Source organism: Actinoplanes sp. 13, assembly GCF_056134165.1.
This window is the reverse complement of record NZ_JBVYOQ010000026.1, coordinates 1-26,460: the sequence shown is the minus strand read 5'-3', so window position 1 is coordinate 26,460 and position 26,460 is coordinate 1. Positions and strand designations below refer to the sequence as shown.

The 26,460-nt window shown below is 70.6% G+C and carries 28 protein-coding genes; 15 read left to right on the top strand and 13 right to left on the bottom strand.

The window, feature by feature from the left end:
* Positions 1-114: 114 nt before the first annotated feature.
* The gene (locus AC0NH5_RS33945) at positions 115-960 is read right to left on the bottom strand and encodes an ANTAR domain-containing protein (protein WP_474411047.1); all 846 of its coding nucleotides are present in this window, start codon (positions 958-960) and stop codon (positions 115-117) included.
* A gap of 49 nt (positions 961-1,009) precedes the next feature.
* Positions 1,010-1,213 carry a hypothetical protein gene (locus tag AC0NH5_RS33940; protein ID WP_474411046.1) on the bottom strand — a complete coding sequence of 68 codons (204 nt, stop codon included), beginning with the start codon at positions 1,211-1,213 and terminating at the stop codon, positions 1,010-1,012.
* 302 nt (positions 1,214-1,515) lie between these two features.
* Between AC0NH5_RS33940 and AC0NH5_RS33935 the strand changes: the two genes are divergently transcribed.
* On the top strand, positions 1,516-1,713 hold the full coding sequence (locus AC0NH5_RS33935; RefSeq protein WP_474411171.1) for a hypothetical protein: 198 nt from the start codon (positions 1,516-1,518) through the stop codon (positions 1,711-1,713).
* On the opposite strand, the gene AC0NH5_RS33930 is transcribed toward AC0NH5_RS33935, so the two are convergent.
* Positions 1,710-2,234 carry a DUF1360 domain-containing protein gene (locus AC0NH5_RS33930; protein WP_474411045.1) on the bottom strand — a complete coding sequence of 175 codons (525 nt, stop codon included), beginning with the start codon at positions 2,232-2,234 and terminating at the stop codon, positions 1,710-1,712. The genes AC0NH5_RS33935 and AC0NH5_RS33930 overlap by 4 nt on opposite strands.
* Positions 2,235-2,236: 2 nt before the next feature.
* Positions 2,237-2,488 carry a DUF6158 family protein gene (locus AC0NH5_RS33925; protein ID WP_474411044.1) on the bottom strand — a complete coding sequence of 84 codons (252 nt, stop codon included), beginning with the start codon at positions 2,486-2,488 and terminating at the stop codon, positions 2,237-2,239.
* Between the two features lie 87 nt (positions 2,489-2,575).
* On the opposite strand from AC0NH5_RS33925, the gene AC0NH5_RS33920 reads away from it, so the two are divergent.
* The 3 genes from AC0NH5_RS33920 (at position 2,576) to AC0NH5_RS33910 (ending at position 4,603) form a co-directional block, all read left to right on the top strand.
* Entirely contained in the window at positions 2,576-2,998 is a 423-nt protein-coding gene (locus tag AC0NH5_RS33920) for a hypothetical protein (RefSeq protein WP_474411043.1), read from the top strand.
* A gap of 14 nt (positions 2,999-3,012) precedes the next feature.
* Positions 3,013-3,336 (top strand): DUF3817 domain-containing protein, encoded by a 324-nt coding sequence (locus AC0NH5_RS33915; RefSeq protein ID WP_474411041.1) that lies wholly within the window; start codon positions 3,013-3,015, stop codon positions 3,334-3,336.
* Positions 3,337-3,640: 304 nt separating this feature from the next.
* Positions 3,641-4,603, top strand: coding sequence for a C40 family peptidase (locus AC0NH5_RS33910; protein ID WP_474411040.1), 963 nt, complete (start codon positions 3,641-3,643; stop codon positions 4,601-4,603).
* A 60-nt stretch (positions 4,604-4,663) separates the two neighbouring features.
* On the opposite strand, the gene AC0NH5_RS33905 is transcribed toward AC0NH5_RS33910, so the two are convergent.
* Positions 4,664-5,665, bottom strand: coding sequence for a sigma-70 family RNA polymerase sigma factor (locus AC0NH5_RS33905; RefSeq protein ID WP_474411039.1), 1,002 nt, complete (start codon positions 5,663-5,665; stop codon positions 4,664-4,666).
* Positions 5,666-6,194: 529 nt separating this feature from the next.
* Between AC0NH5_RS33905 and AC0NH5_RS33900 the strand changes: the two genes are divergently transcribed.
* Entirely contained in the window at positions 6,195-6,884 is a 690-nt protein-coding gene (locus AC0NH5_RS33900; protein ID WP_474411038.1) for an SDR family NAD(P)-dependent oxidoreductase, read from the top strand.
* On the opposite strand, the gene AC0NH5_RS33895 is transcribed toward AC0NH5_RS33900, so the two are convergent.
* Positions 6,869-7,594 (bottom strand): dTMP kinase, encoded by a 726-nt coding sequence (locus tag AC0NH5_RS33895; protein WP_474411037.1) that lies wholly within the window; start codon positions 7,592-7,594, stop codon positions 6,869-6,871. The two genes, AC0NH5_RS33900 and AC0NH5_RS33895, sit on opposite strands and share 16 nt — an antisense overlap.
* Positions 7,595-7,733: 139 nt before the next feature.
* Between AC0NH5_RS33895 and AC0NH5_RS33890 the strand changes: the two genes are divergently transcribed.
* The 7 genes from AC0NH5_RS33890 to AC0NH5_RS33860 all read left to right on the top strand — a co-directional run bounded on the left by AC0NH5_RS33890 (position 7,734) and on the right by AC0NH5_RS33860 (position 13,043).
* The gene (locus AC0NH5_RS33890; protein WP_474411036.1) at positions 7,734-8,318 is read left to right on the top strand and encodes a nucleotidyltransferase family protein; all 585 of its coding nucleotides are present in this window, start codon (positions 7,734-7,736) and stop codon (positions 8,316-8,318) included.
* Position 8,319: 1 nt separating this feature from the next.
* Entirely contained in the window at positions 8,320-8,568 is a 249-nt protein-coding gene (locus tag AC0NH5_RS33885; protein ID WP_474411035.1) for a hypothetical protein, read from the top strand.
* Positions 8,565-9,308 carry a metallophosphoesterase family protein gene (locus tag AC0NH5_RS33880; RefSeq protein ID WP_474411034.1) on the top strand — a complete coding sequence of 248 codons (744 nt, stop codon included), beginning with the start codon at positions 8,565-8,567 and terminating at the stop codon, positions 9,306-9,308. The genes AC0NH5_RS33885 and AC0NH5_RS33880 overlap by 4 nt, the downstream gene beginning before the upstream one ends.
* Positions 9,309-9,347: 39 nt before the next feature.
* Positions 9,348-9,494 (top strand): GPGG-motif small membrane protein, encoded by a 147-nt coding sequence (locus tag AC0NH5_RS33875; RefSeq protein WP_474411033.1) that lies wholly within the window; start codon positions 9,348-9,350, stop codon positions 9,492-9,494.
* 206 nt (positions 9,495-9,700) lie between these two features.
* A complete protein-coding gene (locus AC0NH5_RS33870) occupies positions 9,701-10,627 on the top strand; it encodes an MHYT domain-containing protein (RefSeq protein ID WP_474411032.1) in 927 nt (308 codons plus the stop codon).
* Between the two features lie 42 nt (positions 10,628-10,669).
* A complete protein-coding gene (locus AC0NH5_RS33865) occupies positions 10,670-11,389 on the top strand; it encodes an HD domain-containing protein (protein ID WP_474411031.1) in 720 nt (239 codons plus the stop codon).
* Between the two features lie 28 nt (positions 11,390-11,417).
* The gene (locus AC0NH5_RS33860) at positions 11,418-13,043 is read left to right on the top strand and encodes a glycoside hydrolase family 13 protein (RefSeq protein WP_474411030.1); all 1,626 of its coding nucleotides are present in this window, start codon (positions 11,418-11,420) and stop codon (positions 13,041-13,043) included.
* Here the strand turns inward: AC0NH5_RS33860 and AC0NH5_RS33855 are convergent.
* Entirely contained in the window at positions 12,951-14,417 is a 1,467-nt protein-coding gene (locus AC0NH5_RS33855) for an MFS transporter (RefSeq protein WP_474411163.1), read from the bottom strand. The two genes, AC0NH5_RS33860 and AC0NH5_RS33855, sit on opposite strands and share 93 nt — an antisense overlap.
* A 521-nt stretch (positions 14,418-14,938) precedes the next feature.
* Here AC0NH5_RS33855 and AC0NH5_RS33850 point away from each other — a divergent pair.
* On the top strand, positions 14,939-16,054 hold the full coding sequence (locus AC0NH5_RS33850; protein WP_474411029.1) for a glycosyltransferase: 1,116 nt from the start codon (positions 14,939-14,941) through the stop codon (positions 16,052-16,054).
* 46 nt (positions 16,055-16,100) lie between these two features.
* Here AC0NH5_RS33850 and AC0NH5_RS33845 read toward each other — a convergent pair whose 3' ends face one another.
* The 4 genes from AC0NH5_RS33845 to xylA form a co-directional block, all read right to left on the bottom strand.
* Positions 16,101-17,570 carry an RICIN domain-containing protein gene (locus AC0NH5_RS33845; RefSeq protein WP_474411028.1) on the bottom strand — a complete coding sequence of 490 codons (1,470 nt, stop codon included), beginning with the start codon at positions 17,568-17,570 and terminating at the stop codon, positions 16,101-16,103.
* A gap of 2 nt (positions 17,571-17,572) precedes the next feature.
* A complete protein-coding gene (locus AC0NH5_RS33840; protein ID WP_474411027.1) occupies positions 17,573-19,018 on the bottom strand; it encodes a pectinesterase family protein in 1,446 nt (481 codons plus the stop codon).
* 146 nt (positions 19,019-19,164) lie between these two features.
* Positions 19,165-20,565, bottom strand: a complete 1,401-nt coding sequence (gene xylB / locus AC0NH5_RS33835) for a xylulokinase (RefSeq protein WP_474411026.1) — start codon at positions 20,563-20,565, stop codon at positions 19,165-19,167.
* 1 nt (position 20,566) lies between these two features.
* Positions 20,567-21,751: a xylose isomerase gene (gene xylA, locus AC0NH5_RS33830; RefSeq protein WP_474411025.1), complete on the bottom strand. Its 1,185-nt coding sequence runs from the start codon at positions 21,749-21,751 to the stop codon at positions 20,567-20,569.
* 137 nt (positions 21,752-21,888) lie between these two features.
* Here xylA and AC0NH5_RS33825 point away from each other — a divergent pair, with 137 nt between their 5' ends.
* Complete coding sequence (locus AC0NH5_RS33825) at positions 21,889-22,941, top strand: ROK family protein (RefSeq protein ID WP_474411024.1); 1,053 nt, start codon at positions 21,889-21,891, stop codon at positions 22,939-22,941.
* Between the two features lie 85 nt (positions 22,942-23,026).
* Here the strand turns inward: AC0NH5_RS33825 and AC0NH5_RS33820 are convergent, their stop codons facing one another.
* Together AC0NH5_RS33820 and AC0NH5_RS33815 are read right to left on the bottom strand one after the other, a co-directional pair.
* Positions 23,027-24,733 carry a VWA domain-containing protein gene (locus AC0NH5_RS33820; RefSeq protein ID WP_474411023.1) on the bottom strand — a complete coding sequence of 569 codons (1,707 nt, stop codon included), beginning with the start codon at positions 24,731-24,733 and terminating at the stop codon, positions 23,027-23,029.
* 248 nt (positions 24,734-24,981) lie between these two features.
* The gene (locus tag AC0NH5_RS33815; protein ID WP_474411022.1) at positions 24,982-26,040 is read right to left on the bottom strand and encodes a lactonase family protein; all 1,059 of its coding nucleotides are present in this window, start codon (positions 26,038-26,040) and stop codon (positions 24,982-24,984) included.
* A gap of 108 nt (positions 26,041-26,148) precedes the next feature.
* On the opposite strand from AC0NH5_RS33815, the gene AC0NH5_RS33810 reads away from it, so the two are divergent.
* Positions 26,149-26,340 carry a hypothetical protein gene (locus AC0NH5_RS33810; protein WP_474411021.1) on the top strand — a complete coding sequence of 64 codons (192 nt, stop codon included), beginning with the start codon at positions 26,149-26,151 and terminating at the stop codon, positions 26,338-26,340.
* Positions 26,341-26,460 lie beyond the last annotated feature (120 nt).

Here is a 26,460-nt window from a genome sequence, read left to right as displayed (position 1 = left end):
GTGAACTTCGGGTGCGCTCCGCACCGCAAGTCCCCACACAGCGAGCGCCGAGCTGCTGCGTGGGGGTTTCGGGCGGGCTGGGCACTGCGGGCCACGCCGAGGGGCCGGCCGGGGTCAGGTAGCGGCGTTGCGGGCGGCCGCGGTGATCAACCGCTCCGCCACGGTGCGCCGGTCCAGGCCGAGACGCTGGGCGCTCTCCTGGAGCACCGAGTACGCCTCCTGCACCCCGCATCCGCGCTGGGCGATGATCACGCCGACCGCGCGGTCCACCTCGGCGCCTTCGGTGAGCGCCTCCCGGCGGTGCAACTCGCCGAGGAGGACCTCGGCCTGACCGGCCACGGCCAGCGCGGTGACCAGCAGCTCCGGGTCCGGTTCGCCGGCCCGGTCCAGGTAGAGGCTGATGGCCCCCACGGCGGTGCGCCGCACGTCGAGCGGGACGGCCACGACACTGCCCAGCCCGTCTGCTGACGCCGCCGCGCCCAGGTCCGGCCAGCGGCTGTCCCCGGGCAGGTCACCGGAGGTCACCAGGGCACGGGTCCGGGCTGCTTCGAGCCCCGGGCCGGTGCTCTGGGCGTACGCCAGCTGGTCGAAGGTTTCTCCGGCGATGCCGGCGGTGGCGCTGAGCAGAGGCCCGCCTTCGGCGATCAAGGTGATCGAGCAGCGGGTCACGCCGGGTAGCGCTGAGGCGCCGAAGGCGGCGAGACGGTCGAGCGCGTGGCTGAGCTGGTCCGCGGAGAGCAGCCGGACGCTGAGTTCATGGAGAAGGCCGGCGAGTTCGACAGCGTGCGGGCCGGTGGCCCGGCCGTCCACGGGCTGCCGCGTCGGTGCCGGTAGCGTGCCGGACGGCAAGGAGTTGATGCCGGCGGGGCGCGGAGTGGACGCGGAGAAGGCGGAGACAGCGCGCCGGGTCAGCCGGACGCCACGCTGGACGGCCGGGACGCGACGTTGCGGGACGGACACGCGACGGATATTGCCACGTCGATCGAGCACAGGGTGACGCCAGGTGCCCCTATCGGGCGTTGTTATCGGGATAAACCGTCTCATCCGAGCGACGCCGCTCAAGAAACGAGTCCGGCGCCGCGGTCTGGTCGTCCTCCCGTTCGTCCGACTCGGCGAGGATCGCCTCGGCCTGGGCCTGCGGGTCGGCACTGCCGGTGACCGACTCCTCGGGGAGGAGGTCGGCGGCACGTCGCCCGGTCCGGTCGTCCGTCATGAGTTGATCTTTACCCCGCATCGCGCCGGGGAAACACGCCGGAAACGATCGCGCCGCTTCCCGGGTGGGCCGGGAAGCGGCGCGGACGTTAGATGCCGGTGTGCAGGTCGCCTCGCGGCGAGTGGCTCAACACGGCTCCAGCCGAACGGTATTCCGTGCAGGCTAAGGGTGAGGCCCGGGGACACTGGGCACACCGGCATCTGTTATCAACCGTCGGCCACCGGCGACGATTCCTGCAGCCATTGTGGCCTGGATCACACTTACGGTGTTTGCCGAGGGCAGGTCCGGGTAGCCCCGTCGGCGTGACTGATGACACCCGTGAGATGACCGAGTTCCTGGACGCTGCCTACGACGCTCAGGAGCGTCTGAGCAGCGGAGACCTGCAGCGCCGGGCGATCGCCGCCGACCTGCCGGCCACGGTGCTGACCCGCATCGACGCCCTGCCCGAGGGCGAGTACGCCCAGGACGAGGCCGCCGAAGCGCTGCGAGCCCTGGGCTAACGATCCCCCTCGGCCTTCTCCTTGGCGATCGTGTAGGCCATCTGGAGGAAGTCCGACACCGCGGTGGCGGTGAGAACGGTCGCCGCCAGCCGGGTCAGCCGGGGCGCCAGGACCAGGCCCCCGGTGAGCCCGGTGGCCACCCAGACGGCGAGGCAGAACGGGCAGGTGATCAGCTCACCGATGCCGTGGCGGATCGTACTGCCCTCGTCCCGGACCTCCTCGATCAGTTCGGCGGCGCCGGCCGGTTCGGTGTACCGGGTGAACGGGGCACGCAGCGGGCTGGTCACCGCGTCCTTGGCGATCAGGCGGCTCAGCTTGTGGGTGGCGATCGACAGCAGCGCCACGTCCGCGACGGCGGGACGCTCGGGCACCGGGCGGTTGCTCAACCGGGCGGCACCGGCCAGGGTCCCGGCGAGGGCACTGAACGCGCCCATCGCGACGAGATAGCCGTCCAGCGGCCGGTGGTCGTGCGGAGCGTATTCCTGGGCGACCCGGGACACCTTGTTGCGCAGTGAGACCATGTTCAGGAGTCCTGGGTGAGACGGGCGGCGTCGACCTCACGCCCCGGGAAGCGGGCCATGTACTCGGTCTCCAGCTCCGCTGTTCGCTTGAAATGATTCTCCAGGGCCGCGTCCGGGCCGTGCCGCAGCGTCTGCAGCCGGGTCCGGTACAAACTGCCCAACTCGCGGAAGAGGTCCTCGTCGGCCAGACCCGCCGGGTCGATGCCGGTGTCGAAGACCACCGCCGCACCGTCTTCGAAACGGGCGTCGGTCATCGTGCACCTCCGATCTTTTTGCCGTCACTCGCGAGCACGGATGCCCAAGCCGACAGTCGCCAAACCCGCGCCGGTACGCTCGTGGACATGAAGGGGCTGTGGACTCCGGCGTGGATGGCCCGGCATCTGGTCGCGCTCGTGCTGACCGCCGGCTGCCTCGCTCTGGGCTGGTGGCAGTTCAGCCGCGCCACCGACGGCAACTCGATCAGCTGGGGATACATGTTCCAGTGGCCGGTGTTCGGCGGCTTCGTCGTCTTCATCTGGATCCGTGAGATCCAGCTCGCCCGGCGCCGCGCCGCCGGCACGCCCGAGGCCCCGGCCACCGAGCCCGCCCCGCGCTCCGCGGACGCCCCGGTCACCCCCGGCCGACCGGTCCGCGTCGCCACCCGCCCGGCCGCGGCCGAGTCGGCGACCGACCCGGAGCTCGAGGCCTACAACGATTACCTGGCCTGGCTGACCGCCCATCCCGGCGCCCGGCCCGCCGACTATCCCGGCCGCATTTCCCAGTAAAGGAGACCCCCACCGTGCAGGGAGCCCTCACCCGTTACCGGATCATCGCCTGGATCGTCGGCGTGGTCCTGATCCTGCTCGTGGTGATCGGCATGCCACTGAAGTACCTGGCCGACAACCCCACGGTGGTGGAGACGGTGGGCCCGTTCCACGGCTTCCTCTACATGGTGTACCTGGTGCTCACGTTCGACCTCGCGCGGCGCGCCCGGTGGCCGTTCAGCCGGATGGTGCTCGTCATGCTGGCCGGCACCATTCCGTTCTTCTCGTTCTGGGCAGAACGGCGCGTGACCCGGCAGTGGATCCCGGACGCGGCATACGCTCCGGCGCTGAGCGAATAGTCCGTTTACTCGGGCGCAATAACGCTTAGCGGCGATCAAATGACAGCCCGTTATCGGGATTAAGCTCGCAACTCCGGCTATTGGCAAATTTCACTCGGCCAGGCCTTGATTTCTTTTCTTCCGTCGATAGGTTAATGCGGTTGGTTCGGTCCGCAGCCACAAACCCTCGGGTGGCGCCGGCCAACGCCGCTGAATCCTTCCGTGCCGGCCGCGCCCATTCCCCCGGGCAACGGCCGTCACGAGCGGAACCGGGAAACCGCACCCTCGAAGGTGAGCGGCCTAGCGGAAGAAAGGCCCCTGACCAGTGCCACACCCCCGTACCCGGCTCCGGGCGCTCGTGGTCGCGCTGACGGCGCTCGCGATCACCACGTCGGGAGTGCAGGTCGCCCACGCGGCCCCGTCCCAGAGCGAGCTGAAGAAGAAGATCGAAGCTGCTTCGGAGAAGCTCGAGGACGTCACCGAGTCGTACAACAAGATGCGTCTCGACCTCAAGAAGACCAAGGCGGACACGGCGAAGCTGGAGGCTTCATTGAAGCCGACCCAGGCCGCCCTGGCCGTTGCCACCGACAAGGTGCAGACGATCGCGGCCACGTCCTACATGCAGGGCAAGGTGGGTCCGGTCACCGTCCTGGTGAGCGGCGACGAGCAGAACCTGCTGGCGCGCATGGCGTACCTGGAGCAGATCGCCCGGTCGAACCAGCAGGACATCGACGCCTACACCGAGACGACGCAGACGTTCGCCGAGCGCAAGGCGGCCCTCAAGGCCACCCAGGACAAGCAGACCGCTCAGATCGAGGCGCTGGCCGACAGCAAGAAGGCCATCGAGAAGGACCTCGACAAGCTTCTCGACATGCGTGAGGCCGCGTTCGGCAGCCCCACCGAGAACACCGGCGGCTACACCGGCAAGATCCCGAGCATCCCCGGTTCGGCCGGCAAGGCGGTCACGTTCGCGTTCAACCAGATCGGCAAGCCGTACGGTTACGGCGACGCCGGCCCGAACTCGTACGACTGCTCCGGCCTGACCTCGGCGGCCTGGGCGGCGGCCGGCAAGTCGCTGCCGCACAACGCCGCGGCGCAGTACAGCGCCACCGCCCGGATCAGCCGGTCCGACCTGCAACCGGGTGACCTGGTGTTCTACCGGTCCAACGGGCACGTCGCCATCTACGTGGGCGGCGGGAAGATCATTGATGCGCCGTCGGCCGGACGCGATGTCCTGCACCGGACGATCGACATCATGACCCCGAACGGCTACGGCCGGATCAGATAAGCACCGCACACGAAAAAGCCGGCGCACACCGCGCCGGCTTTTTTGTATGTGGTGCGGGGATCAGGCGGCCTGCAGGCCCTCCGCGCGAGCCAGCTCACGCAGCCGGCCCAGAGCCTGGATCTCGAGCTGACGGATGCGCTCCCGGCTGAGCGAGAAGCGCGAGGCCACCTCGGTCAGCGAGTGCTCCCGGCCGTCCTCCAGGCCGTACCGCGCCCGCATGATGCCGGCGGAGCGGTCGTCCAGGTGGTTCAGCAGGCCCTCGATGCGCTGACGCTCCAGCGCGCTGAGCACGATCTCCTCGGGCGACGGGGCGTCGCTGTCGGCGACCAGGTCGCCCAGGTTGGTGTCGCCGTCGTCGCCGACCGGGGTGTCCAGCGAGACGGTGTCCTGTGCCCACCGGGTGAGCTCGTTGACCCGCTCGACGGTCACGCCCAGCGCCGCGGCGACCTGCTCCGGCTCCGGGTCGCCACCCAGCTCACGAACGAGCTGGCGGGTGACGTTCCGCATCCGGTTGACGTCCTCGACCAGGTGCACGGGGAGGCGCACGGTGCGCTCCTGCTGGGCGATGGCCCGGCTGATCGCCTGGCGCACCCACCAGGTCGCGTAGGTGGAGAACTTGTAGCCACGCTCGTAGTCGAACTTCTCGACCGCTCGCACCAGGCCGGTGTTGCCCTCCTGGATAAGGTCCAGCATCGGCATGCCGGACCGCACGTAGCGGCGTGCGATGGAGACGACCAACCGGAGGTTGGCCCGGATGAACAGGTCCTTGGCGCGCTGGCCCTCGGTGACGAGGCGCTCCAGCTCCTCCCGGCTGACGCCGCGGCGAACCTCGCCCTGATCGAGCAGGTGCTCGGCGTAGAGGCCCGCCTCGATTGCCTTGGAGAGTTCGACCTCCCGCGCGGCGTCCAACAACGGCGTCCGGGAGATCTCGTGCAGGTAGACTCCGACGAGGTCGCGCTCTTCGGCGACCTGATCGGTACGCATCACGGTGTTCTTCTCCACGTTGCCCACGGTCCCCTCATTGCCGTCACTAACCCTGTTACGGGCATTACCTGCGTCCATCAGCCCTCTCCCGTAACGTCTGCAGCACGTGCATTGCGGTTGCTGCCACCTACACAACAAATTGCGACCAGCGCTGATTCCGGCTGGTGGGTCGAAAGTGTCACGAATGCCTGGGTCTTACCTGAGAGCCCAGTGCGCGGTACCTGAGTGTGGGCTCCCGGCGCCCGTCTCTTGGACAGGCGGATACCCTTGGCGCGCTTCTCATAACACCATCGGCCTCTCATCCGTCACAGCGACGGGCGTCACCTGAGCTCCGCGACGCTCGTCACCCCGGTGTACGGGATCGATGCCCGCGGGGTTCATGTGCAGCATCGGCCGTCCGGAGTCGGGCCTGAAACAAACACCACCGCAAAAAGGTCCCGTGCGCCGGGCCGACCGGGACCACAGGTCACAATGCGCCACGCCGGCCGACATCTCACTCGCCCGCAAGAGTGACGTTCCGAAGCCGCGAGACATTCCCAGCTGACAGCCAGTTCCGCCGGGCGCAGTGAGCAAAAGCACAACCTCCGTGGTGTGACAAGCTGCACCGATGACTTCGACGCGTACTGCTCTGGTGACCGGCGGCACAGGCGGTCTGGGCGCTGCCACGATCGCGGCCTTCGTGGCCGCGGGGTGGCGAGTCGTCGCTCCGGTCCGGGCAGGCGGCACCGGGCGGCTCCCCACCGGGGTGGTCGCGGTCGAGGCCGACCTCGCCGTCGACGCGGAGGTGCGGGCCGCGGCCGCCACCGCCGCGGAGGACCCGGAGGCGCCGCTGCGGGCCGTGGTGAACCTCGTCGGGGCTTACGCGGGCGGTGGCCTGATCGCCGACACCCCGCTGGCGGAGTTCGAGGCGATGCTCACCGTGAACCTGCGACCGACCTACCTGACCACCGCCGCCACCCTGCCGCACCTGGTGGCCGCGGGCGGCGGCTCGGTGGTCTGCGTGTCCTCCCGTGCCGCCGTGGCGCCGTTCCCGGGCGCGGCCGGGTACGTGACCGCCAAGGCCGCCGTCCTGGCGTTCGCCGGGGCGGTCGCGGTGGAGTACCGCAAGCAGAACGTGCGGTGCAACACGGTGCTGCCGAGCATCATCGACACCCCGGCGAACCGGGCCGGTCAGCCCGGGGCCGACCACAGCCGCTGGGTGGACCCGGCGGCGATCGCCGAGACCATTCTCTTCCTCGCCTCGGACGCGTCGGCGCCGACGAGCGGCGCGCAGATCCCGGTTTACGGGCAGGCCTGAGCCGGGAGCCGCTCGATGTCGGCCGGCGCCGCCGGGGCGGGCACCACACCGGAACTCACCGGGGTGGGCAGCAGCGGGACCGCCGGGGCCACCAGATGGGCCAGGAGCGCGGCGGACACCTGCTCCGGCGTGCCGTTCGCGTCGATGACCACGAAGCTCGGGTGTTCCGGCAGCGACTCGTACGCCGCCGAGGCGGCCCGCAGGTACTCCATCGACTCGTGGTCGTACCCCCGGCGCTCGATCCGCTCGTGTGCCACCTCGGGATCCACCGCCAGCAGGAACGTGACGTCGGGCGCCGGGAACAGCCGGTAGGCCAGCCGGGCCCGGCGCTCAGCGGCCGGGCGGGCGCCGTGCGAGCGCAGGCTGGCGTACTGACAGACCGCGTACCGGTCCATCACGGTTATCTCCTGGTGCACCGTGCGGCGCAGCTGCGTGCGCGCGATGGCCAGCCAGCGCAGCGTCGACTCGATCGCGAGCATGGCCCGCCGGCCGAGCAGATCCTCGGCGTCCTCGCGGCCGAAGAGCGCGGCGAGCCGGCCGAACCAGTGCCGTCCGCCGGCGTTACGCCGGTACTCGGCGGGGAGGCCGGCCGCGGTCAACTGCTCGGCCAGCAGGTGCGCCTGAGTGGTCTTGCCGGAGCCGTCGATGCCGACCAGAGCGATGGTGCGGACGCCGGCTGAGATCGCCGGGGACTGCGCGGGGAGAGCCATACCAACCGACGGTAGCCCCTCCCTGCACATTCAGTTTCGCACCGCTACGCATTCCGGACCTACAGAATGGTGCGAGGGGTTCAAGGTGTGGCGACTCCGGGTAGTCGTTCACGGACCGGACACGGACCAGGAGGTCTCCATGCCACACCGTGTGGACGAGGGTTTGGCCATCACCCTGAAGCGGGTGGCGTCGACGCTGAAGGCCGCCGACATACCTTTCGCGCTGGGCGGAAGCTTCGCCGTGTATGCGCGCGGTGGCTACTCCAGCGACCACGACGTCGACTTCCTCCTGCGCGAGCAGGACAAGGACCGCGCGCTCCAGGAGCTCGCCGCGGTCGGATGCACGACCGAACAGCCGCCCGAGGACTGGCTGGTCAAGGTCTTCGACGAGGGCCGGATGGTGGACCTGATCTACCGCCCGGTGGAGTCCCCGGTCACCGACGAGACGCTGCACGACACCGATCAGATCTCGGTCGAGGCGATCTACATGCCGGTGCTCTCCGCGAGCCAGCTGATGATCCACAAGTTGCTGAGCTACAGCCAGCACTACTGCGACTTCGCCACCGGGCTGCCGGTCGCCCGGTCCCTGCGCGAGCAGATCGACTGGGAGCGGGTGCGCCGGGAGACGATCAAGTCGCCGTACGCCGAGGCGTTCCTGGTCCTGCTGGACCGCTTGGACGTCGTCCCGTTCCCGGGCCAGCGGGAACTCAAGGTAGGGGGATGAGATGACCCACCAGATCGACCTGGAGGCGGAGATCCAACGCCTGCTCACCGAGCACGACCGGATCTCCGAACAGGGCATCACGGTGCAGCGCCGGGAGAACGTGGTGGTGCTCGGCGGGGAGGTGGAGAGCGCCCAGCGGCGTGACGAGATCTGCCGGCAGATCACCAGCCGCTACCCCGAGATCGAGATCACTTGTGACATCGGCATCACCCGGGCACAGGCGCCCAGCGAGGTGGAGGAGATTTCATGATCCGGATCGCCGCTGTGGGAGACGTCCACGTCGACAAGGACGTCGTGGGCCGGTACCGGCCCACGCTGGAGGAGCTGCCCGGCCGCGCCGACGCGCTGCTGATCGCCGGCGACCTGACCCGGCACGGCACGCCCGAGGAAGCCCGCTGCTTCGCCAAGGAGTTCGGCGGGCTGGCCGTGCCCGTGGTGGTCGTGCTGGGCAACCACGACCACCAGAGCGACCAGCAGGACGCGGTCACCCAGGTGCTCACCGACTCCGGGATCACCGTGCTGGAGGGCTCGGCGACCGTGCTGGAGCTCAACGGGCACCGTCTCGGCGTGGCCGGCGCCAAGGGTTTCGGTGGCGGCTTCGCCGGCGCCTGCGCGAGCAACTTCGGCGAGCGCGAGATGAAGGACTTCGTCGGCACCACCGAGGCGAGCTCGGCCCGGCTCGGCGAGGCGCTGCGCTCGGTCGAGTGCGACGCGCTGGTCGCGCTCACCCATTACGCGCCGGTGCCGGAGACGCTGATCGGCGAGCCGCTGGAGATCTACCCGTTCCTGGGCTCTTACCAGCTCGGCCAGGCGATCGACTCGGCCCCTACCGCGCTGGCCCTGCACGGGCACGCGCACCACGGCTCCGAGCGCGGCCGCACGCCGGGTGGCGTCCCGGTGCGCAACGTGGCCCACCCGGTCATCAAGCAGGCGTACAACGTGTACCAACTGCTCACCGATGCGGTGGACACCGAGCTGGCGAACGCCTGATCAGGTTTCCGTTTTTCGGCGCCCGGGTATCACCTGGACATGGAACTTCTTCTACTGATCCTCGCGGTTGTCCTCGTCATCGCCGGTATCCTCGCGCTTCTCCGGCGGCAGATCCTGTGGGGTGTCGTGCTGATCGTGGTCGGTCTCATCGTCGGCCCCGGCGGTTACAGCATCTTCAACGTTTGAGGCTCTTCGAAGAGCCGTTCCCTGTCCCCCTGAAACCTGCACCCGCTGCGACCGAACCGGGGTCGCCGCCGCTTGTGTCCGCATCGGATCGAGCGACGGTGGCCCCGGTTCTCTTTAGTGCGCCACCGCACACGGCGTGCGATGTACGCCCGCTGATATCTGACTCAATCCCCGCGAACGATTGTCAACTCTTCGCGAGGTCATCAGTGGCTCACGTGCATCACTTCACCTACGGGATCTACAACCCGGCAGCCGCTTTCATGCTGGCTTTTCTCGGGTCGTTCCTCGGGTTGCTCTGCACCGCCCGGGCGCGTGACGCGCACAGCCGCAGCCGGCGTAACCGATGGCTCGCGATCGCCGCCTTCTCGATCGGCGGGGGCGGCATCTGGCTCATGCACTTCTCCGCGATGCTCGGATTCGACGTGCCGGCCAGCCCGGTCCGGTACGACCTGACCCGTACCCTCCTGAGCCTGGTCTTCGCGGTGGTGACCGTGGGTGTCGGCCTGATGGTGGTCGGGCACGGGCCCCGCAGCACCCCGAAGACCATCGTCGCCGGGATGATCACCGGCACCGGGGTGATCGCCATGCACTACACCGGGATGCAGGGCATGCGCCTGCCCGGGGTGATCCACTACGACATGCTGCTGGTCGCCGCCTCGGTGCTGATCTCGTGCGCGGCGAGCACCGTGGCGCTCTGGTTCGCGGTGTCGGTGCGCGGCGCGGCCAAGGTCGGCGCCGCGGCGGGGGTGATGGCGCTGGCGGTGTGCGGCATGCACTACACCGGGATGGCCGCCATCTCGATCGAGCTGGACCCGTACGCGCCCGCCGCCGGCGGCATCCGGCCGCTGAGCATGCTGGTCCCGATCACCGTGATCACCACGGCGACGATAGTGGGCGTGGCGTTGAGCGCCCTGCAGGCGATGACCGAGGAGGAGTTCACCGACGGTGCCGGCAACCCCAAGCGGGGCGTGCACGCCGAGAACCCCCCGCCGTGGTCGCTGAAGCAGGCGTCGATCGGCTCGGTACGCCTCTCCCCCGCTGCCCGGGCCGTGATGAACGGCCGCCCGCGCCCCTCGCCCCGGCCCGCCCCGGCGCCGGCCCCGGTAGCGCCTCCCGCCGCATCCGGTAGCTGACCGCGACCCACGGCGGCCCGCCATCCGGTATATCTGATCGGCATGGCCCCGAGGTTGCTGCTCTCCATGCCCCTGCACGCGATCACCGAGGTCTACGGGGAGGCCGGGCTGCGCGACAGGTTCGCGCTGGAGCTGGAGTCCTTCCCGGCGGACGAGCGCAAGCAGCTCGTCGAGGCGCTGGAACTCGCCTCCCGCCTGCACGCCGACGACCGGCGGGTCCGCGAGCCGTACCTCAACCACCTGCTCCGCGTCGTCATCCGGATCATCCGGTACTACCGGGTGCGGGACGTCGACGTGCTGGTGGCGGCGCTGCTGCACGACGCCGTCGAGGACCACCCGGCCGAGCTGGGTGGCCTCGACCCGGACCGCTCGCACGCGGAGCTCCTCGAGGCGGCCGTCGCCGAGCTGGCCCGCCGGTTCAACCCCCGGGTCGCCGAGCTGGTCCGTTCGGTCACCAACCCGGAGTACGACCCGGACCGTGACCGGCACGAGCAGTACCGCCAGCACGTGGCGGAGAACCTGGAGCGCGACCCGTGGGCCCGGGTGATCAAGATTTCCGACTTCACCGACAACGGGGTCGGCGTCATCCACACGTCGATCGACAAGGCGTACTCCTCGGCGACCAAGTACCGCCCGCTGGTGCCGAAGCTGCGCGAGCTGGTCGGCCGCCCGGACACGCCGCTGTCCACCGAGGCCAAGGAGCACATCCTCGACCAGCTCGACCTGGCCGAGGAGCGTTTCGCGGCCATCCTCGACGACTGACCCGAGGGGTCGCCATACGCTGGGGGCCATGCCCTCCACACAACCCTGGTGGCGTGACGCCGTCATCTATCAGATCTACCCGCGCTCGTTCGCCGACTCCGACGGCGACGGCATGGGTGACCTGCCCGGCATCACCGCACGCCTGCCTCACCTGCGCCGTCTCGGCGTCGACGCGGTGTGGCTCTCCCCGTTCTATCCCAGCCCGCAGCACGACGCCGGGTACGACGTGGCCGACTACCGCGGCGTCGACTCCCGGTTCGGCTCGCTCGACGACGCCGACCACATGATCACCGTGGCCCACGAGCTCGACCTGAAGATCATCGTGGACCTGGTGCCGAACCACACCTCCAGCGAGCACGTCTGGTTCCAGGCGGCGCTGCGGGCGGCACCCGGCAGCCCGGAGCGGGAGCGCTACATCTTCCGCGACGGCAAGGGGGAGAACGGCGACCAGCCGCCCAACTCGTGGCAGAGCGTCTTCGGCGGGCCCGCCTGGGAGCGGCTCCCGGACGGCCAGTGGTACCTGCACCTGTTCGACGTCTCCCAGCCCGACCTCAACTGGGACCACCCCGAGGTCCGCGCGGAGTTCCTCGACATCCTGCGGTTCTGGCTGGACCGCGGCGTCGACGGCTTCCGGGTGGACGTGGCGCACGGCCTGGTCAAGGACGCCGCCCTCACCGACTGGACCGCGCCCGCCACCGTGCTGGGCGGCCTCGAGCCGGTCGGCACGCCCCCGCCGATGTGGGACCAGGAGGGCGTGCACGAGATCTACCGGGAATGGCGTGCCGTGCTCGACGAGTACCCGGGCGGGCGGATCCTGGTCGCCGAGGCCTGGGTGCAGCCGGAGGAGCGGCTGGCCCGGTACGTGCGGCCGGACGAGATGCACCAGGCGTTCAACTTCCCCTACCTCGAGTCGCCCTGGTCGGCGAAGGAGCTGCGCGAGATCGTCGACTCCTCGCTGGCGTCGAACGAGGCGGTCGGCGCCACCACCACCTGGGTGCTCTCCAACCACGACGTGGTCCGGCACGCGTCCCGGCTCGGCTTCCCGGTGGGCGAGAGGCGCCGCACCGGCATCGGCGCCACCGACCCGCAGCCCGACACGGCTCTCGGTCTGCGCCGGGCCCGCGCCGCGTCGCTGCTGATGCTGGCGCTGCCCGGGTCGGCCTACCTGTACCAGGGCGAGGAGCTGGGCCTGCCGGAGCACACCACGCTGGCCGACGAACACCGGCAGGACCCGGCCTGGGAGCGGTCCGGGCACACCGAGCGCGGCCGCGACGGCTGCCGGGTGCCGATCCCCTGGGAGGCCGACGCGCCGTCGTACGGCTTCGGCCCGGCCGACGCGAGTTGGCTGCTGCAGCCGGCGATCTGGGCGGAGTACGCGCTGGACCGGCAGGTCGACGTGCCCGGCTCGACCTACGAGCTGTACCGGGCGGCGCTGGCGGCACGACGCGAGCACGGACTCGGTGCCGGCACGCTGACCTGGCTGGGGACCAGCCCCGACGCGCTCGCCTTCCGCAACGGCGGCGTCGCCGTGGTGACGAACTTCGGCGCCGCGCCGGTCGATTTACCGGCCGGGGCGAACGTCCTTCTCAGCAGCGAGCCCCTCGACGCCGACGGCCGGGTCCCCACCGACGTCACCGTCTGGGCGAGCCTCTGACTCCGCGGCAACGGCCAGCAGGTCGGCGTGCGTGCGTTCCATGTCCGCCGCCACCGTCCTGCTGGCCAGCCAGTACATGATCCCGGTGGGGATGAAGAAGACCTGGAAGGCGGCCAGCCCGACCGCGTAGTTCAAGGGCGGCGGGAAGGCGCCGGAGAGCCCCCGGAACGCCACCCCGATCAGCGCGTTGCCGCCGGCCCGGCCGGCCCCGTTGATCAGGTTGCCGAGGCTGTAGACGGTGCCGCGGTGCTGCGGCGGGTTGACGTCGGCGATCATGGCGAACCAGTTCGGCGAGTTCGCCGACGTCAGCATCAACGCGAACACCGCGATGCCCAGGCAGACGCCCACGGTCGGCTCGGTCACCACGTTCATCAGCACGCCCCGGATGACGTCGCCGGTGCCACCGCCGTCCGGCACGGTGATCTTCATCGGCACGAAGAACAGGACCACGTAGAACGGCACGGCCGCGAGCACCCCCACCGCCGCGACCAGGGCACGGCCACGCGGCGTACGCCGTTGCAAGCGGTCACCGGCGAGCCCGCCCAGGATCGACAGGGCCGCGCCGAGCTGGAAGACAGTCGCGAACACGCTGCCGATCAGCACCGCGGTGCCGGCCGAATAACCCTGGTCCTCGGCCCGGGCGCGGAACAGGATCGGCAACCAGACCAGCGAGCCGAACGCGATCTGCGCGGTGCCGCCCTGCAGGATCAGCCAGATGTTGGTGCGGCGCTTCAGGATCAGCGGCAGGTCCCGGCGGTGGATCCGCTCGTCGTACTCGACGCCGGCCAACTCGGGCTGGCTGTCCCCGCGCGGCACGTTGTAGGTGAACAGATATGCCACGGTCGCCAGCACCCCGGCGGCCGCGGTGATCAGGAACGGCCGCCGCCAGTCCTCGTGCCCCAGGATGCCGCCGGTCAGCGTCCCGGCCAGCGTGCCGACACCCTGCGACAGGCCCCAGAAGCTCATCACCAGGCCCCGCCGCCGCGGCGTGATCAGGTCACTGACCACCGCGAAACTGACCGACGCCACCCCGCCCAGCCCGAACGCCGCAACCATCTGGGCGCCGAGGAACGCCGGATAGCTCTCGGCCAGACCGGACCACGCGGTGCCGATCACCCAGACCACGGTGCCGGCCACCAGCACCGGCTTGCGGTCGGTGCGGTCACCGACGTACGCGAAACCGATCGCCGCCACCGCGCTGATCAGAAACATCGCCGTGGTGGCCAGGGCGATGTACCCCTCGTCGACGGCCAGCTCGGCGCCGATGCTTCCGTAGAGCGGCGGCACGATCCCGATGGCCACGTTGTCGAGCGCCGCGAGGACCACGAAGACCACCACGCTGTAGACGCGGTGCACGGTCCCGCCGCTGCCCATCACGCGCTAGAGGCTATCCGCACTCCCACCGGCCCGCCCTTCAACCACGCGTCCGGTCCGGCCAGGCGGTCACTTCCTTTTTTGTACGCGCCAGTCCGGTCCCGTGCCTACCCCGCGGCCCGCTGCCCACTCCAGCCTTTGCCGCGCCCGCCGGGCGGAGCTGCCGGCTCAATCCACCGGCGTGGTGACTTCGGGTGCGCTCCGCGCCTGAAGTCCCCACACAGTGATGCGGCTCCGCCCGGCGGCTTGATGGCAGACCGGGCCCGGCAGCGCGGCCGATGAGTTAGCGGCGCGGCTGCGGAATGAGCAGCGCGCTCACAGCGTGACCTGGGAAGGGGCAGGGGACGAGGCCGTCATTGGTGCACGTTCCCGCCGGGTGTGTGGACTTCGGCGCTCATAGCAACCCGAAATTCACACACGGTTGCTGGTCAGCTCGGGCGGGGGTGAGTTGTTGTTGATCGTTTGGGTGGGTGTCGGGGAGGCGTTGCCTCGCGGTCGGCGACCGACGGTGGGCTGGTGGGATGCGGATCGTGCGGCTGGCCAACTTCGTGCACGCCACGTCGGGTGGGCTGCGCACCGCGCTGCGGGAGCTGGGGCGGGGTTATGTCGCGGCCGGGCATGAGACGACGCTCATCGTGCCGGGGGCGCGGGCCGGCGTGGCGGAGACCGGGTACGGGCGGGTGGTGACGCTGCCGGGGCCGCTGGTGCCGGGGCTCGGCGGCTACCGGGTGCTGCTGGGCCGGCGGGCCGTGATCACGGCGCTGGAGGAGATCGGGCCGGATCGGATCGAGGTGCACGACCGGTCGACGCTGCGCTGGGCAGGCGGCTGGGCGCGGAAGGCCGGGGTCCCCTCGATGATGGTGTCGCACGAGAGCCTGGACGGGCTGCTGCGCCTGTTCGCCCCGGACCGCAGAGCGGGCGCGCGGGTCGCCGACCTGCTCAACGGGCGCAGCGCCGCGGTCTTCGACACGGTGGTGTGCACGACCGGCTGGGCGGCCCGGGAGTTCGAGCGGCTCGGTGCGCGTACTTCGCGCGTACCCCTAGGAGTTGATCTTGAAAGGTTTTCGCCGGCGCATCGGGATGCCGGGCTGCGCGGGCCGCACGACGTGGTTCTGCTGCACTGCGGGCGGCTCTCCGCGGAGAAGCATCCGCGGCTGTCCCTGGAAACCCTCGCCGAGCTCCGGTCGCGTGGGGTGGACGCGTCGCTGACCGTGGCCGGTGACGGGCCGATGCGCGCGGCACTGACAGCGGAGGCTGCCGAGCGTGCGCTGCCGGCGCGGTTTCTGGGGCACGTGGCCGACCCGCGGGCGCTGCTGGCGACCGCGGACGTCGCGCTGGCGCCCGGTCCGATCGAGACGTTCGGCCTGGCCGCGCTGGAGGCACTGGCCAGCGGCACGCCGGTGGTGGCACGCTCGGCCGGCGCGTTGCCGGAGGTGATCGGCGCGGCGGGCGCCGCGGCGGAGGGTGACGGGGCGGCTTTCGCGGCCGCGGTGCTCGGCCTGCTGGCGCGGCCGGTTGCCGCGCGGCGTGCCGAGGCACGCGCACAGGCCGAACGTTATCCCTGGTCACGCTCGGTGAACGGCTTTCTGGAGGCGCATCTCGCGCCGTCCGCGACCCTGCGGGGTACGACCTGGTGAGGCGGCGCCGCGCTCCGGGCGACGCCGCCTGCTCCTCCGCGCTGGATCAGTTGCCGATGGTGGCCTGCGGTCCGGCGTGCTGCGCGAGCAGCGCGGGGACGTCCGCGGCCGGATCGAGCGTGTAGGAGTAGAAGCTCTTCGGGTCGAACGCGGAGCCGTTGGTCTGCTGCTTGCCCGAGGAGTTCTTCACGATGCTGCCGCTCTGCCGGAGCTGGGCGGCCGACGTGTCGTTGTAGTACGGGTTCGCCACCTTGTCGAAGACACTGTTCTCCAGCACCATCCTCGTGCCGCCGCGCGACAGGTTGCCGTACGAGGTGATGTTCTGCAGGTGGTTGTTGTAGAGGTGGGCGTACGCGACGTTGTCGGTGCTCGGGTTGCGCTGTGCGGTGTTCTTGATCCAGTTGTGGTGGATCGTCATCCGGGCCGTCACGTTCTCGGTCCAGCCGATGCCGAACGCCTTGTTGCCGGTGTCCAGGATGTTCCAGGACACGGTCAGGTACGACGTGTCCTTGCGGCTGTCGATCATGCCGTCGTTCATCCGCATGATCTTGCAGTGATCGATCCAGACGTGGTCGGCGGTGTCCATCTGGATGCCGTCGTAGTCGAAGTCCTTGTCGTCCGGGTCGTCCTCGGCCATCTGGGTGTCCCGGATGGTCAGGTTGCGGATGATGACGTTCCGGACGCCCGCGCCGAGGAAGAAGCCACCGCCGACGATCTCACCGCTGGTGCCGGCGCCGACGATGGTCTTGTTGGACCTGACCTTGAGCTCGGTGCCCTTCGGGGTGATCGTGATGGCGCCGGCCACCCTGATCACGTACGGCTCGGTGGCGGTGACGTACCTGGTCAGGTCGGCGAGGTTGGTCACCGTGACCGTGGTTCCGCCCGCGCCGCCGGTCGTACCGCCACCGGTGGCGGCGAACCCGTCCGGGGTGTTCGGCCAGGTCCGGCCGGCCGGGGTGGTCGGCGTGGCGCCGCCGGAGACCGGGGTGAACGACCACTGCTTGTTCGAGTTGGCGGTGCACGTCTCCTGGATGATCGCCGCACCGTTCGCGGTCGACGCACCCTGATCCGAGACGCACAGGCCGTTACCGGCGTTGATGATCTGGAACGTGTCGGTGCCCGACGCGGCCACCCGCCACAGCTGATTGGTCTGCCCGCTTGCGCAACCCCACTGCTGCAGCTGCTGACCCGAGGTCGCCGACGCGCCGGGCACATCGATGCAGCGGCCCGAGTGGACGTTCTGGATCAAAAAGTTGCCGCCCGCGGCGACGAGCTTGAACTGCTGCCACGGTGAGCTCGCTGTGCAGCCCCACTGCTGGAGCAACGCGCCGTTGTCCGTCGACGCGCCCGGCACGTCGACGCACTTGCCGCTCTTCTTCACGACGAGCTGATAGGTGTTGCCCGCGGTGGGTGCGGCCGCCGCGTTCGACGGCAGCACCGACCAGCCGATGACCGCGGCCGGGACGGCCAGCACAACGGCCGCCAGGGCGGCCCGCTTCTTCTTCGAGATCGTCATGATCAGCTCACCGGGTTCCAGTTGTCCGAGCCTGCGAGGTACTTCTGCGGGGTGTGGTTCGCCGCCGCGGCGGCGCTCATCTGCGGGCGGTTGCTGTTCGTGCCGGCGCCGGCCCCGGTGTTCGCGTACTCGAAGAACCGGGCGTTCTGCCACGAGTTCGAGGACATGTCCGTCCACGGCTGCGCGGTCCGGATGGTGGCACTCAGGTTGCTCTCGCGGAACAGCACCTGCGCGGACGGGCCCCAGGGGCGGCCGAGCTGCGTGGTATTGCTGGTCGCCCCGGTCACCGTGCATTTGTGGAAGAGGAAGCCGTACGCGCTGCCCGGATCGGTGCGCGCCGCAGTGATCGGGCCGCCGGTGCTCCGCTTCTGGTGGACCCGGGTCGTGTCGAAGACCGCTGTGCCGCCGCCGAAGACGAAGTCGACAGTGCCCTCGACATAGGAGTTCTTCACGTAGGACCGGCCGCTGTTGACCAGCAGGGTGTCCTGGGCGCCGAGGAACCGCACGTTGTCGAAGACCAGCTTGTCGCCGCCCAGGTTCGCGGCCACCGCCTGACTGCCCTCGCCGTAGTCGTTGGCGATGGTCAGGTTGGCGGCGGTGAGCTCCTTGCCGTTGGCGAAGAACGTGGCGCTGCCCGAGGTGCCGAACCCGCCCGCCGAGCTGCGGTTGTTGACGATCACCACGTCGTCGGCGGAGTCACCGCCGCCGCGCAGCGTCACGAACGGCTTGTTCGAACCGACGGTAACGATCTCCCGGTAGGTGCCGGGCTTGATGGTGATCGTCCGCCGGGTCGTGTTGTTCGCCGGTACCGCGTCGATTGCCGCCTGCACGGTCCGGTAGGTCCCGGACCCGTCGGCGGCCACCGTGAACGTGCCGCCGGGCGGTGGTGTCGTGCTCCCGCCGCCGACCGGGGTGAACGACCACTGCTTGTTCGAGTTGGCGGTGCACGTCTCCTGGATGATCGCCGCACCGTTCGCGGTCGACGCACCCTGATCCGAGACGCACAGGCCGTTACCGGCGTTGATGATCTGGAACGTGTCGGTGCCCGACGCGGCCACCCGCCACAGCTGATTGGTCTGCCCGCTCGCGCAACCCCACTGCTGCAACCGCTGGCCCGAGGTCGTCGAAGCGGCCGGCACATCGAGGCACTTGCCGCTGTTCACGTTCCGGATCAGGAAGTTGCCACCCACGGCGACCAGCGTGAACTGCTGCCACGCCGAGCCCGCCGTGCAACCCCACTGCTGGAGCAACGCGCCGTTGTCCGTCGACGCGCCCGGCACGTCGACGCACTTGCCGCTCTTCTTCACGACGAGCTGATAGGTGCCGCCCGCTGCCGGGGCCGCCGCCGCGCTCGACGGCATCATCGAATAGCCGACGAGCCCGGCCGGTACCACCAGCGCGGCCACGAGACCCAGCAGGGTTCGCTTCCGAGATCTTCGCTCTGCCACCGCGGTCCTTCCTACGTACGGGGATGCCGGCCGATCCGGCGAAATCCGGCCGGTGCTGCTGTGCCCGTAGATGTCGTAGGAGGGGGCGGACAACAAGAACTTCGGAAAACAGTTCGGGGGCGGCCCGTGCGGGCCGCCCCCGAAGCTCACCGTGCCCGGTCGAGCACCGCGTGTTGCGCCGACGCGTACTGCTCCCGGATCAACGGGACCGGCGTGTCCTCGTACAGCTCCGGGTTCTCCGCGGACCAGGCGGGCGGCGCGTCCCCGCCCAGGGTCACCCACGCGGCCTGCCGGGCCGCGCCGTCGGCGACGTACTCGCCGGGTGGCGGCACCAGGACCGGCTTGCCGAACAGCGCCGGCGCGATGCGGCGGACCGCCTCGCTGCGCGCGCCGCCGCCGACCAGCACGATCCGGTTGGCCTCGGCGCCGTGCGCGACCAGCGCGTCCAGCCCGTCGGCGAGGGCGCAGAGCATGCCCTCGACGGCGGCCCGGGCCAGGTGCGCCGGATCCGAGGTCTTCAGGGTGAAACCGTGGATCGCCCCGGTCGCGTCCGGCCGGTTCGGGGTGCGCTCACCCTCCAGGTACGGCACCAGGACCAGCCCGTCGGCGCCCGCCGGCGCCGACAGCGCGAGCCGGGACAACTCCTCGTGGCTCACGCCGAGCAGCTTCGCGGCCGCGTCGAGCACCCGGGCCGCGTTCAGCGTGACCACGATCGGCAGGAACCGCCCGGTGGTGTCGGCGAACCCCGCCACCGTGCCGGTCGGGTCGTGCGGCGCCACGTCCGAGGAGACGAACACGGTGCCGGACGTGCCGATCGACACGATCACGTCGCCGGGCAGCGCGCCGGCACCGAGGGCGGCCGCCGCGTTGTCCCCGGCGCCCGGTCCGAGCGGCGCACCGTTCGGCAGGCGCCCGGCGATCCCGGTCGGGCCGAGCACCTCGGGCACCCGCAGGGTACGGCCGAAGCCGAGTTCCAGCAGGTCGTGCCGGTACTTGTTGGTGGCGGCCGACCAGTACAGCGTGCCGCTGGCGTCGCTGCGGTCGGTCCTCAGGTCGGCGAGATCGGTCGAACCCGACAGCTTCCAGGTCAGCCAGTCGTGCGGCAGGCACACCGCGGCCACCCGGGCGGCGTTGTCCGGCTCGTTGCGGGCCAGCCAGCGCAGCTTGGTCAGGGTGAAGCTGGCGACCGGCACGATGCCGACCGCGTCCGCCCACCGGTCGCCGCCACCCAGCTCCGCGATGAGGTCGGCGGCCGCACCGGCGCTGCGCGTGTCGTTCCACAGCAGCGCCGGACGGACCACCTGACCGTCCTCGTCCAGCACCACCATGCCGTGCTGCTGGCCGGCGACCGAGGCCGCGGCGACGTCGTCGAGGCCGCCGGCCTCGTCGATCGCCTGTCGCAGCGCGGCCCACCAGGCATCCGGGTGCACCTCGGTGCCGTCCGGGTGCGCGGCCCGGCCCTGCCGGACCAGCTTGCCGGTCTCCGCGTCCCGGATGACGACCTTGCACGATTGCGTGGAACTGTCGATCCCCGCAACCAGAGCCATCTCAGCGAGCCCCGAGCAGGTGGTCGATGGCCAGCTGGTTCAGCCGGACGAAGCCGTAGCCCTGGGCGCCGGCGGCGTCCGCGTCGTAGTCCTCGAACGCGCTGCGGTCGGCGAGCAGGTCGGTGTAGGTCTCGCCGGGGTTGAGGGTCGGCGTGCTGAGCTCGGCCACCTTGGCCGCGGCGAGCGCCTGCTGCACCTCCGGGTCGGCCCGGAACGCCTTGGCCCGCTCCTTGAGGATCAGGTACATCCGGATGTTGGCCCGGGCCGACTCCCACACGCCGTCGTAGTCCTCGGTGCGCGAGGGCTTGTAGTCGAAGTGCCGCGGTCCGTCGTACGCCGGGCCGCCGTTCAGGCCGTTCTCCAGCAGGTCGACCAGGGAGAACGCGTTGAGCAGGTCACCGTGACCGAAGACCAGGTCCTGGTCGTACTTCGGGCCGTGCTGACCGTTCAGGTCGATGTGGAAGAGCTTGCCGTGCCACAGCGCCTGGGCGATGCCCTGCGAGAAGTTGAGGCCGGCCATCTGCTCGTGGCCCACCTCGGGGTTGATGCCGAACAGCTCGGGCCGGTCGAGTTCCTGGGTGAACGCGATCGCGTGGCCGGCGGTCGGCAGCAGGATGTCGCCGCGGGGCTCGTTCGGCTTCGGCTCGATGGCGAAGCGCAGGCCGTACCCACGGTCCTCGGAGTACTGCGCGAGCAGGTTGAGCGCCTCGCGGTAACGGTCGAGGGCGGCCTGCACGTCCTTGGCCGAGTCGTACTCCGCGCCCTCGCGGCCGCCCCAGATCACCAGCGTCTTGGCGCCCAGCTCGGCGCCGAGGTCCATCTGGCGCAGCACCTTGCGCAGCGCGAACCGCCGGACCGAGCGGTCGTTGCTGGTGAAGCCACCGTCCTTGAAGACCGGGTGGGTGAAGAGGTTGGTGGTCACCATCGGGACGACCAGGCCGGTCTCGTCGAGGGCCTTCTTGAAGCCGGCGATGATGCCGTCCCGGGTCGGCGCGTCCGCGCCGAACGGGACCAGGTCGTCGTCGTGGAACGTGATGCCGTAGGCGCCGATCTCGGAGAGCCGGTGCACCGCCTCCACCGGGTCGAGGGCGGTGCGGGTGGCGTCACCGAACGGGTCACGGGCCTGCCAGCCGACCGTCCAGAGGCCGAAGGAGAACTTGTCGTCGCGTGTGGGCTGGAGCGACACGGGTTACCTCCACGTAACAGCACGGATTTGTTTATTGGTTGAATTATTTGGCTCGAGTATGGCACTGTCAAGGGGTGTTGAGCGCCCCCACGACGCCCGTCCGGCAGGCCAGCGTGCGGGCCCATAATCTCGCGCTGGTGCTGCACAAAGTGGCGAACAGCCCGGATCCGCCGTCCCGGGCCGCCGTGGCCGCGGCCACCGGCCTGACCCGGGCGACCGTGTCCGCCCTGGTCGACGACCTGGTCGCGGGCGGTCTGCTGGTCGAGGTGGCCCCGCTGCCGCGGACCGGTGCGGGACGTCCGGCGGCCGGCCTGGCGCTCACCGCGGCCGGACCGGCGGGCCTCGGGCTGGAGATCAACGTCGATTACCTGGCCGCCTGCGTGGTCGATCTGACCGGCGCGGTACGGCAGCGATTCGTCGAGCACGCCGACCAGCGACCCGGCGGCGCCGCCTCGGCCCTGGCCGCGCTGGGCGCGCTCGCCGCCCGGGCCCGGTTCGCGGCCGAGGCGGACGGGCTGATCGTCGCCGGCGCCACACTCGCCGTGCCCGGTCTGGTCAGCAACGGGGTGGTCCGGGTCGCGCCGAACCTCGGCTGGCAGGACGTGGACGCCCCGGCCGTGCTGCGGGCGACGCCGGAGCTGGCCGACCTGCCGATCACCGTGGACAACGAGGCCAACCTGGCGGCGCTCGGCGAACTGCGGGTCACCGGCGGCGACCCCACCTTCCTGTACGTGTCCGGTGAGATCGGCATCGGCGCCGGCCTGGTGCTCGACGGCGAGCTGTACCGCGGTGTGCGGGGCTGGAGCGGCGAGATCGGCCACGTGACGGTCTTCCCGGACGGCCGGCCCTGCCGCTGCGGCGCCCGCGGTTGCCTGGAGCAGTACGCGGGACAGGAGGCGCTGCCGGACGACGGGCCGCTCGCCGCCCGGGCCCTCGGCATCGCGCTGGCCGCGGTGGTCAACCTGCTGGACGTGCCGGCGATCGTGCTCGGCGGGGCGTACGCGCCGCATTTCGACCGGCTGCGCGAGGGCATCGAGGCGGAACTGGGTCACCGGGTGCTGACCTCGGGGCTGGCGCCGGTGACCCTGCGTGCCGCCGCCCTGGGCGCGGACGCGGCCATGCGCGGAGCCGCGGACACCGTGATCCGGGCGGTGCGCGACGACCCGGCCGCCTGGCTGCGCCGCACCTGAGAACACCCACCCGGAGAACACCCGGCGGACACGGCAGCGGCCGCCACCCGAGAGGGATGGCGGCCGCCGGTGCCTGGTGTCGTCGTTACTGTGCGCCGGTACGCTGACCGATCGCCTGGGCGAAGATCTCGGTGATCTTCGTGGGGTCCTTGGCGACGAAGACGCCACTGCCCTTCACGGTCTTCTCGATCGCGTCGAAGTCGTCCCGGTTGACCTCGTTGCCGATGCCGATCAGCACGAGCCGGATCGGCTTCTTCGGATCCTGCGCCTTCTTCAGCTCTTCCAGCAGCTGCGCCCGGCTGAGGCCGTTCGCGTTGTCGTCCTCACCGTCGGTGAAGAGGATGACCGAGTTGACCCGGCCACTCTGGTAGTTGCTCTTCACGTGCTGGTAGGCCGCGAGAATCGTGTTGTAGAGACCGGTCCCGCCGTCCTCCACCGGGTTCAGCCGGTCGATCGACTGATTCAGGATGTCCCGGCCGGTGGACAGCGGCCGGATCCGCTCGACCTGCTCGTACGGCTTGCTGCCGTCCAGGTTGAGGGAGAACCGCCACACGCCGACCTGCCAGTCGTCGCCGAACAGCGCCAGGCCCTGCCGGGCCGCTGCCTGGGTGACCTCGGCACGGGTCGCCCCGCCCGCGGTCGGCACCGGCGAGGACATCGTGCCGGAGACGTCGAAGACTGCCAGCGCCCGGCCGGGCAGCGTGGTCGCGATCCAGCTACCGACCACCTGGCTGAGCGCGCCGCCGTCCATCCCGGCCGCGGCGGTGCCGCCCTGCGACGACTCGCCGGTCGACGGGGTGATCGCCGGCGAGGCCTGCGGGGCGCCGGCCGGCGCGTTGAAGGTGGATCCGTAGGTGCCGTCCGGAGCGCGCAGTCCGGCGGCGCCGAGCGCGTCCTTCGCCGTTGCGGCGGTCATCTGCTGAAGCAGCGCCTGCGCGGCGGCCGCCTTCAGCGGGTCCACCACCTGCGGCATGATCGAGTACGGGTAGTCCAGCGGCACCGGGCTCGGGTCGACGTAGAGCGCGCTGAGCCGCACCGCGGGCTGCTGTGCGTTGTACGCGATGACGGCTTCCTCGGAGAGCGGCGCGGCGCTGAGCGCGGTGGCGAGCTCGTCCTCGGTGGCCGCGCGCGGGAACCGCTCCAGCAGCTCCTCCCGCAGCGACGCCTTGTTCTCGGCGAGCGCCCGCAGCGCCTCGACCCGCTTCGCGCCACCCTCGGCGCCACCACCGGCCACCTGGGCGATCGCCAGCAGGCTGGTCAGCCCGGTGGCGTCCCGGCTGGGCTCGACGATGCCCACCTTCAGCGGGGAGTCGGAGCCGAACTGGGCGAGCAGAGCACTCCACGGCAGCTTCTTGCCCTGCCAGCCGGCCTGCTTCGCGACCGGCTCGGGCATCGCGACCACGAGGGGGCTCTGCGCCACCGAAGCGATCTTGGACGGCGAGAAGCCGGAGGCCTCGTTGCGCAGCCGCAGGAGCCAGGTGGACGAGTCCGCGATCCAGACGTCCGGCACCCGCACCGACTCGGGTGCGACGCCGAGGCCGACGAGCTGCACCGAGTGCTCGCGGGAGACCGCGCCGGCAACCTGCGCGGAGTTCTGTTTGGCGACGTCGACCGCGATGCAGGTGCCGTTGACGTCGGCGCCCTCCTCGGTCCACTTCTGCACGACCTGCTCCACAGCAGGGGCGATCTCCGGCGTAGCGGAGACAGACAGTCGCACCGACCCGGTGCACCCGGAGTCAGCGAACCGTTGATAGGTGAGCCACGAGCCGGCAACCACGACGACTATCGCCATCGCTCCCCCGACTACGCCGGCTCCCTTTGAGTTGAAGTTCCTACGATGGCGGCCAGACACGCGCTCCATAGTGCGCATGTCCGAAGCCGAATGCCATATACGTTCGGTCGAAAATTACTCGGATTGGCCGTTTCCTTCCCCAAAAATACTCTGGGTGACGGCACCCTTCCGGTGGGTGTGTAGTTCGGATCAGGCTGCGCCGGTTTTTGCCGGAATGATCACAGACGTGTCCGACTGACTGATGTCGCCTATGACCTGATCGTCGCCGGGTTCCACCGGAGGAGGCAGGTCGGGCTGGGCTCACCGGCCGGCTCGCCCTGCACCGACGGGATGCCGGAATCCGGGTCGAGGCGGAAAATGGTCACGTTGTGTGATCGCTCGTTGGCTACGTAGAGGTGATCCCCGAGCAGCACCATGTGCCTCGGCCACACCCCTTCGGTCGACACCTCGGCGACCGGCGCCGCGGTCTCGCCGTCCCACGAGAACGCGGAGACGGTGTTCGGTCCCCGGTTCGCCACGTACACGAAGCGACCGTCACGGCCCATCGCCACCTCGGACGGATAGACCTCCCCGGACCGGGTGCTCGCCGCGGCCTCGCCGTGCGGCTCCAGCACCGGGCCGCCGGCCGGCCTGTACCAGCTCAGGCCGGCACCCAGCTCACCGACCAGCAGCAGGGCGCCGTCGGCCGAGCGCAACAGGTGACGGGGGCCGGTGCCGGGCTTCGCCTCGACCGCCGGCTCCGGGTCGCCGAGACGGCCGGAGACCGGGTCCAGCCGCGACCGCCACACCCGGTCCGACCCCAGGTCGGAGATGAGCACGTCAGCGCTGTTCGGGTCGGGCACCACCTGGTGGGCGTGCGCCGAGGCCTGGCGGTCGGCGACCGGGCCGCTGCCGGTCAGGGTGAGCAGGTCGCTGCGCGGGCCGGGCACGCCGTCGGCGTCCAGGGGGTGCACCGAGACCGAGCCGGTGCCGTAGTTCGCCACGACCAGGTGCCGGCCGTCAGCGGTGACGGCCAGGTGGCACGGGTCCGAGCCGCCGGTCGGGTGGATCGCCAGCTCGGCGAGTGAGCAGTCCGGGGCGACCGAGAACGCGGTGATCGTGCCGTCGGTCAGCTCGTTCACCGCGTACAGCACCGGGAGGGTGGGGTGCTGGGCCAGGAACGACGGCGACGGGGTACGCGCGGCGAGCCCCAGCCGGGTCAGGCCTCCGCCGGCCGGATCGCGCCGCCACAGGGTGATGCCGTCACCCTCGCCACCCTTGTCCTCGGTGTAGCAGCCGACGAAGACGTACTCAGCGCTCGAACCCATGCCCCCGATCCCATCACACCCCGGCTTCCCCGCCGGGACCGCTCCCCTTCTTGACCGGTACAGATGACAGGGTTACTGTACCGGTACAGACATCTGAGGGGAGCTGTCATGGAAATGCCGACCGCATATGTCCGGGGAATTCAGGACGTGACCCGTGAGATGCACAGCGCACGGCCGGACGCACCGGTCGTGCCGCACGTGCCGCGCACCGCTCGTACCCCCAAGGTCCGGATCTCGCTGTCCCGCGCGTTGTATCGCGCGTCCGTCGCGATCGCCCCCGCCGGGCACCGCCCCGCCTGATTTACACCCCGCACCGTCCGCACCGCCTGATCCACACCCCGGCCGTGGGGGGGGGGGGGGGGGGGGGGGGGGGGGGGGGGGGGGGGGGGGGGGGGGGGGGGGGGGGGGGGGGGGGGGGGG

Excerpts from the sequence above, each read along its gene's own strand:
- AC0NH5_RS33940 (WP_474411046.1), bottom strand. The coding sequence starts at position 1,213 with ATGACGGACGACCGGACCGGGCGACGTGCCGCCGACCTCCTCCCCGAG.
- AC0NH5_RS33930 (WP_474411045.1), bottom strand. The coding sequence starts at position 2,234 with ATGGTCTCACTGCGCAACAAGGTGTCCCGGGTCGCCCAGGAATACGCT.
- AC0NH5_RS33925 (WP_474411044.1), bottom strand. The coding sequence starts at position 2,488 with ATGACCGACGCCCGTTTCGAAGACGGTGCGGCGGTGGTCTTCGACACC.
- AC0NH5_RS33920 (WP_474411043.1), top strand. The coding sequence starts at position 2,576 with ATGAAGGGGCTGTGGACTCCGGCGTGGATGGCCCGGCATCTGGTCGCG.
- AC0NH5_RS33905 (WP_474411039.1), bottom strand. The coding sequence starts at position 5,665 with ATGGACGCAGGTAATGCCCGTAACAGGGTTAGTGACGGCAATGAGGGG.
- AC0NH5_RS33900 (WP_474411038.1), top strand. The coding sequence starts at position 6,195 with ATGACTTCGACGCGTACTGCTCTGGTGACCGGCGGCACAGGCGGTCTG.
- AC0NH5_RS33895 (WP_474411037.1), bottom strand. The coding sequence starts at position 7,594 with ATGGCTCTCCCCGCGCAGTCCCCGGCGATCTCAGCCGGCGTCCGCACC.
- AC0NH5_RS33890 (WP_474411036.1), top strand. The coding sequence starts at position 7,734 with ATGCCACACCGTGTGGACGAGGGTTTGGCCATCACCCTGAAGCGGGTG.
- AC0NH5_RS33885 (WP_474411035.1), top strand. The coding sequence starts at position 8,320 with ATGACCCACCAGATCGACCTGGAGGCGGAGATCCAACGCCTGCTCACC.
- AC0NH5_RS33880 (WP_474411034.1), top strand. The coding sequence starts at position 8,565 with ATGATCCGGATCGCCGCTGTGGGAGACGTCCACGTCGACAAGGACGTC.
- AC0NH5_RS33875 (WP_474411033.1), top strand. The coding sequence starts at position 9,348 with ATGGAACTTCTTCTACTGATCCTCGCGGTTGTCCTCGTCATCGCCGGT.
- AC0NH5_RS33865 (WP_474411031.1), top strand. The coding sequence starts at position 10,670 with ATGGCCCCGAGGTTGCTGCTCTCCATGCCCCTGCACGCGATCACCGAG.
- AC0NH5_RS33860 (WP_474411030.1), top strand. The coding sequence starts at position 11,418 with ATGCCCTCCACACAACCCTGGTGGCGTGACGCCGTCATCTATCAGATC.
- AC0NH5_RS33855 (WP_474411163.1), bottom strand. The coding sequence starts at position 14,417 with ATGGGCAGCGGCGGGACCGTGCACCGCGTCTACAGCGTGGTGGTCTTC.
- AC0NH5_RS33850 (WP_474411029.1), top strand. The coding sequence starts at position 14,939 with ATGCGGATCGTGCGGCTGGCCAACTTCGTGCACGCCACGTCGGGTGGG.
- AC0NH5_RS33845 (WP_474411028.1), bottom strand. The coding sequence starts at position 17,570 with ATGACGATCTCGAAGAAGAAGCGGGCCGCCCTGGCGGCCGTTGTGCTG.
- xylB (WP_474411026.1), bottom strand. The coding sequence starts at position 20,565 with ATGGCTCTGGTTGCGGGGATCGACAGTTCCACGCAATCGTGCAAGGTC.
- AC0NH5_RS33820 (WP_474411023.1), bottom strand. The coding sequence starts at position 24,733 with ATGGCGATAGTCGTCGTGGTTGCCGGCTCGTGGCTCACCTATCAACGG.
- AC0NH5_RS33815 (WP_474411022.1), bottom strand. The coding sequence starts at position 26,040 with ATGGGTTCGAGCGCTGAGTACGTCTTCGTCGGCTGCTACACCGAGGAC.
- AC0NH5_RS33810 (WP_474411021.1), top strand. The coding sequence starts at position 26,149 with ATGGAAATGCCGACCGCATATGTCCGGGGAATTCAGGACGTGACCCGT.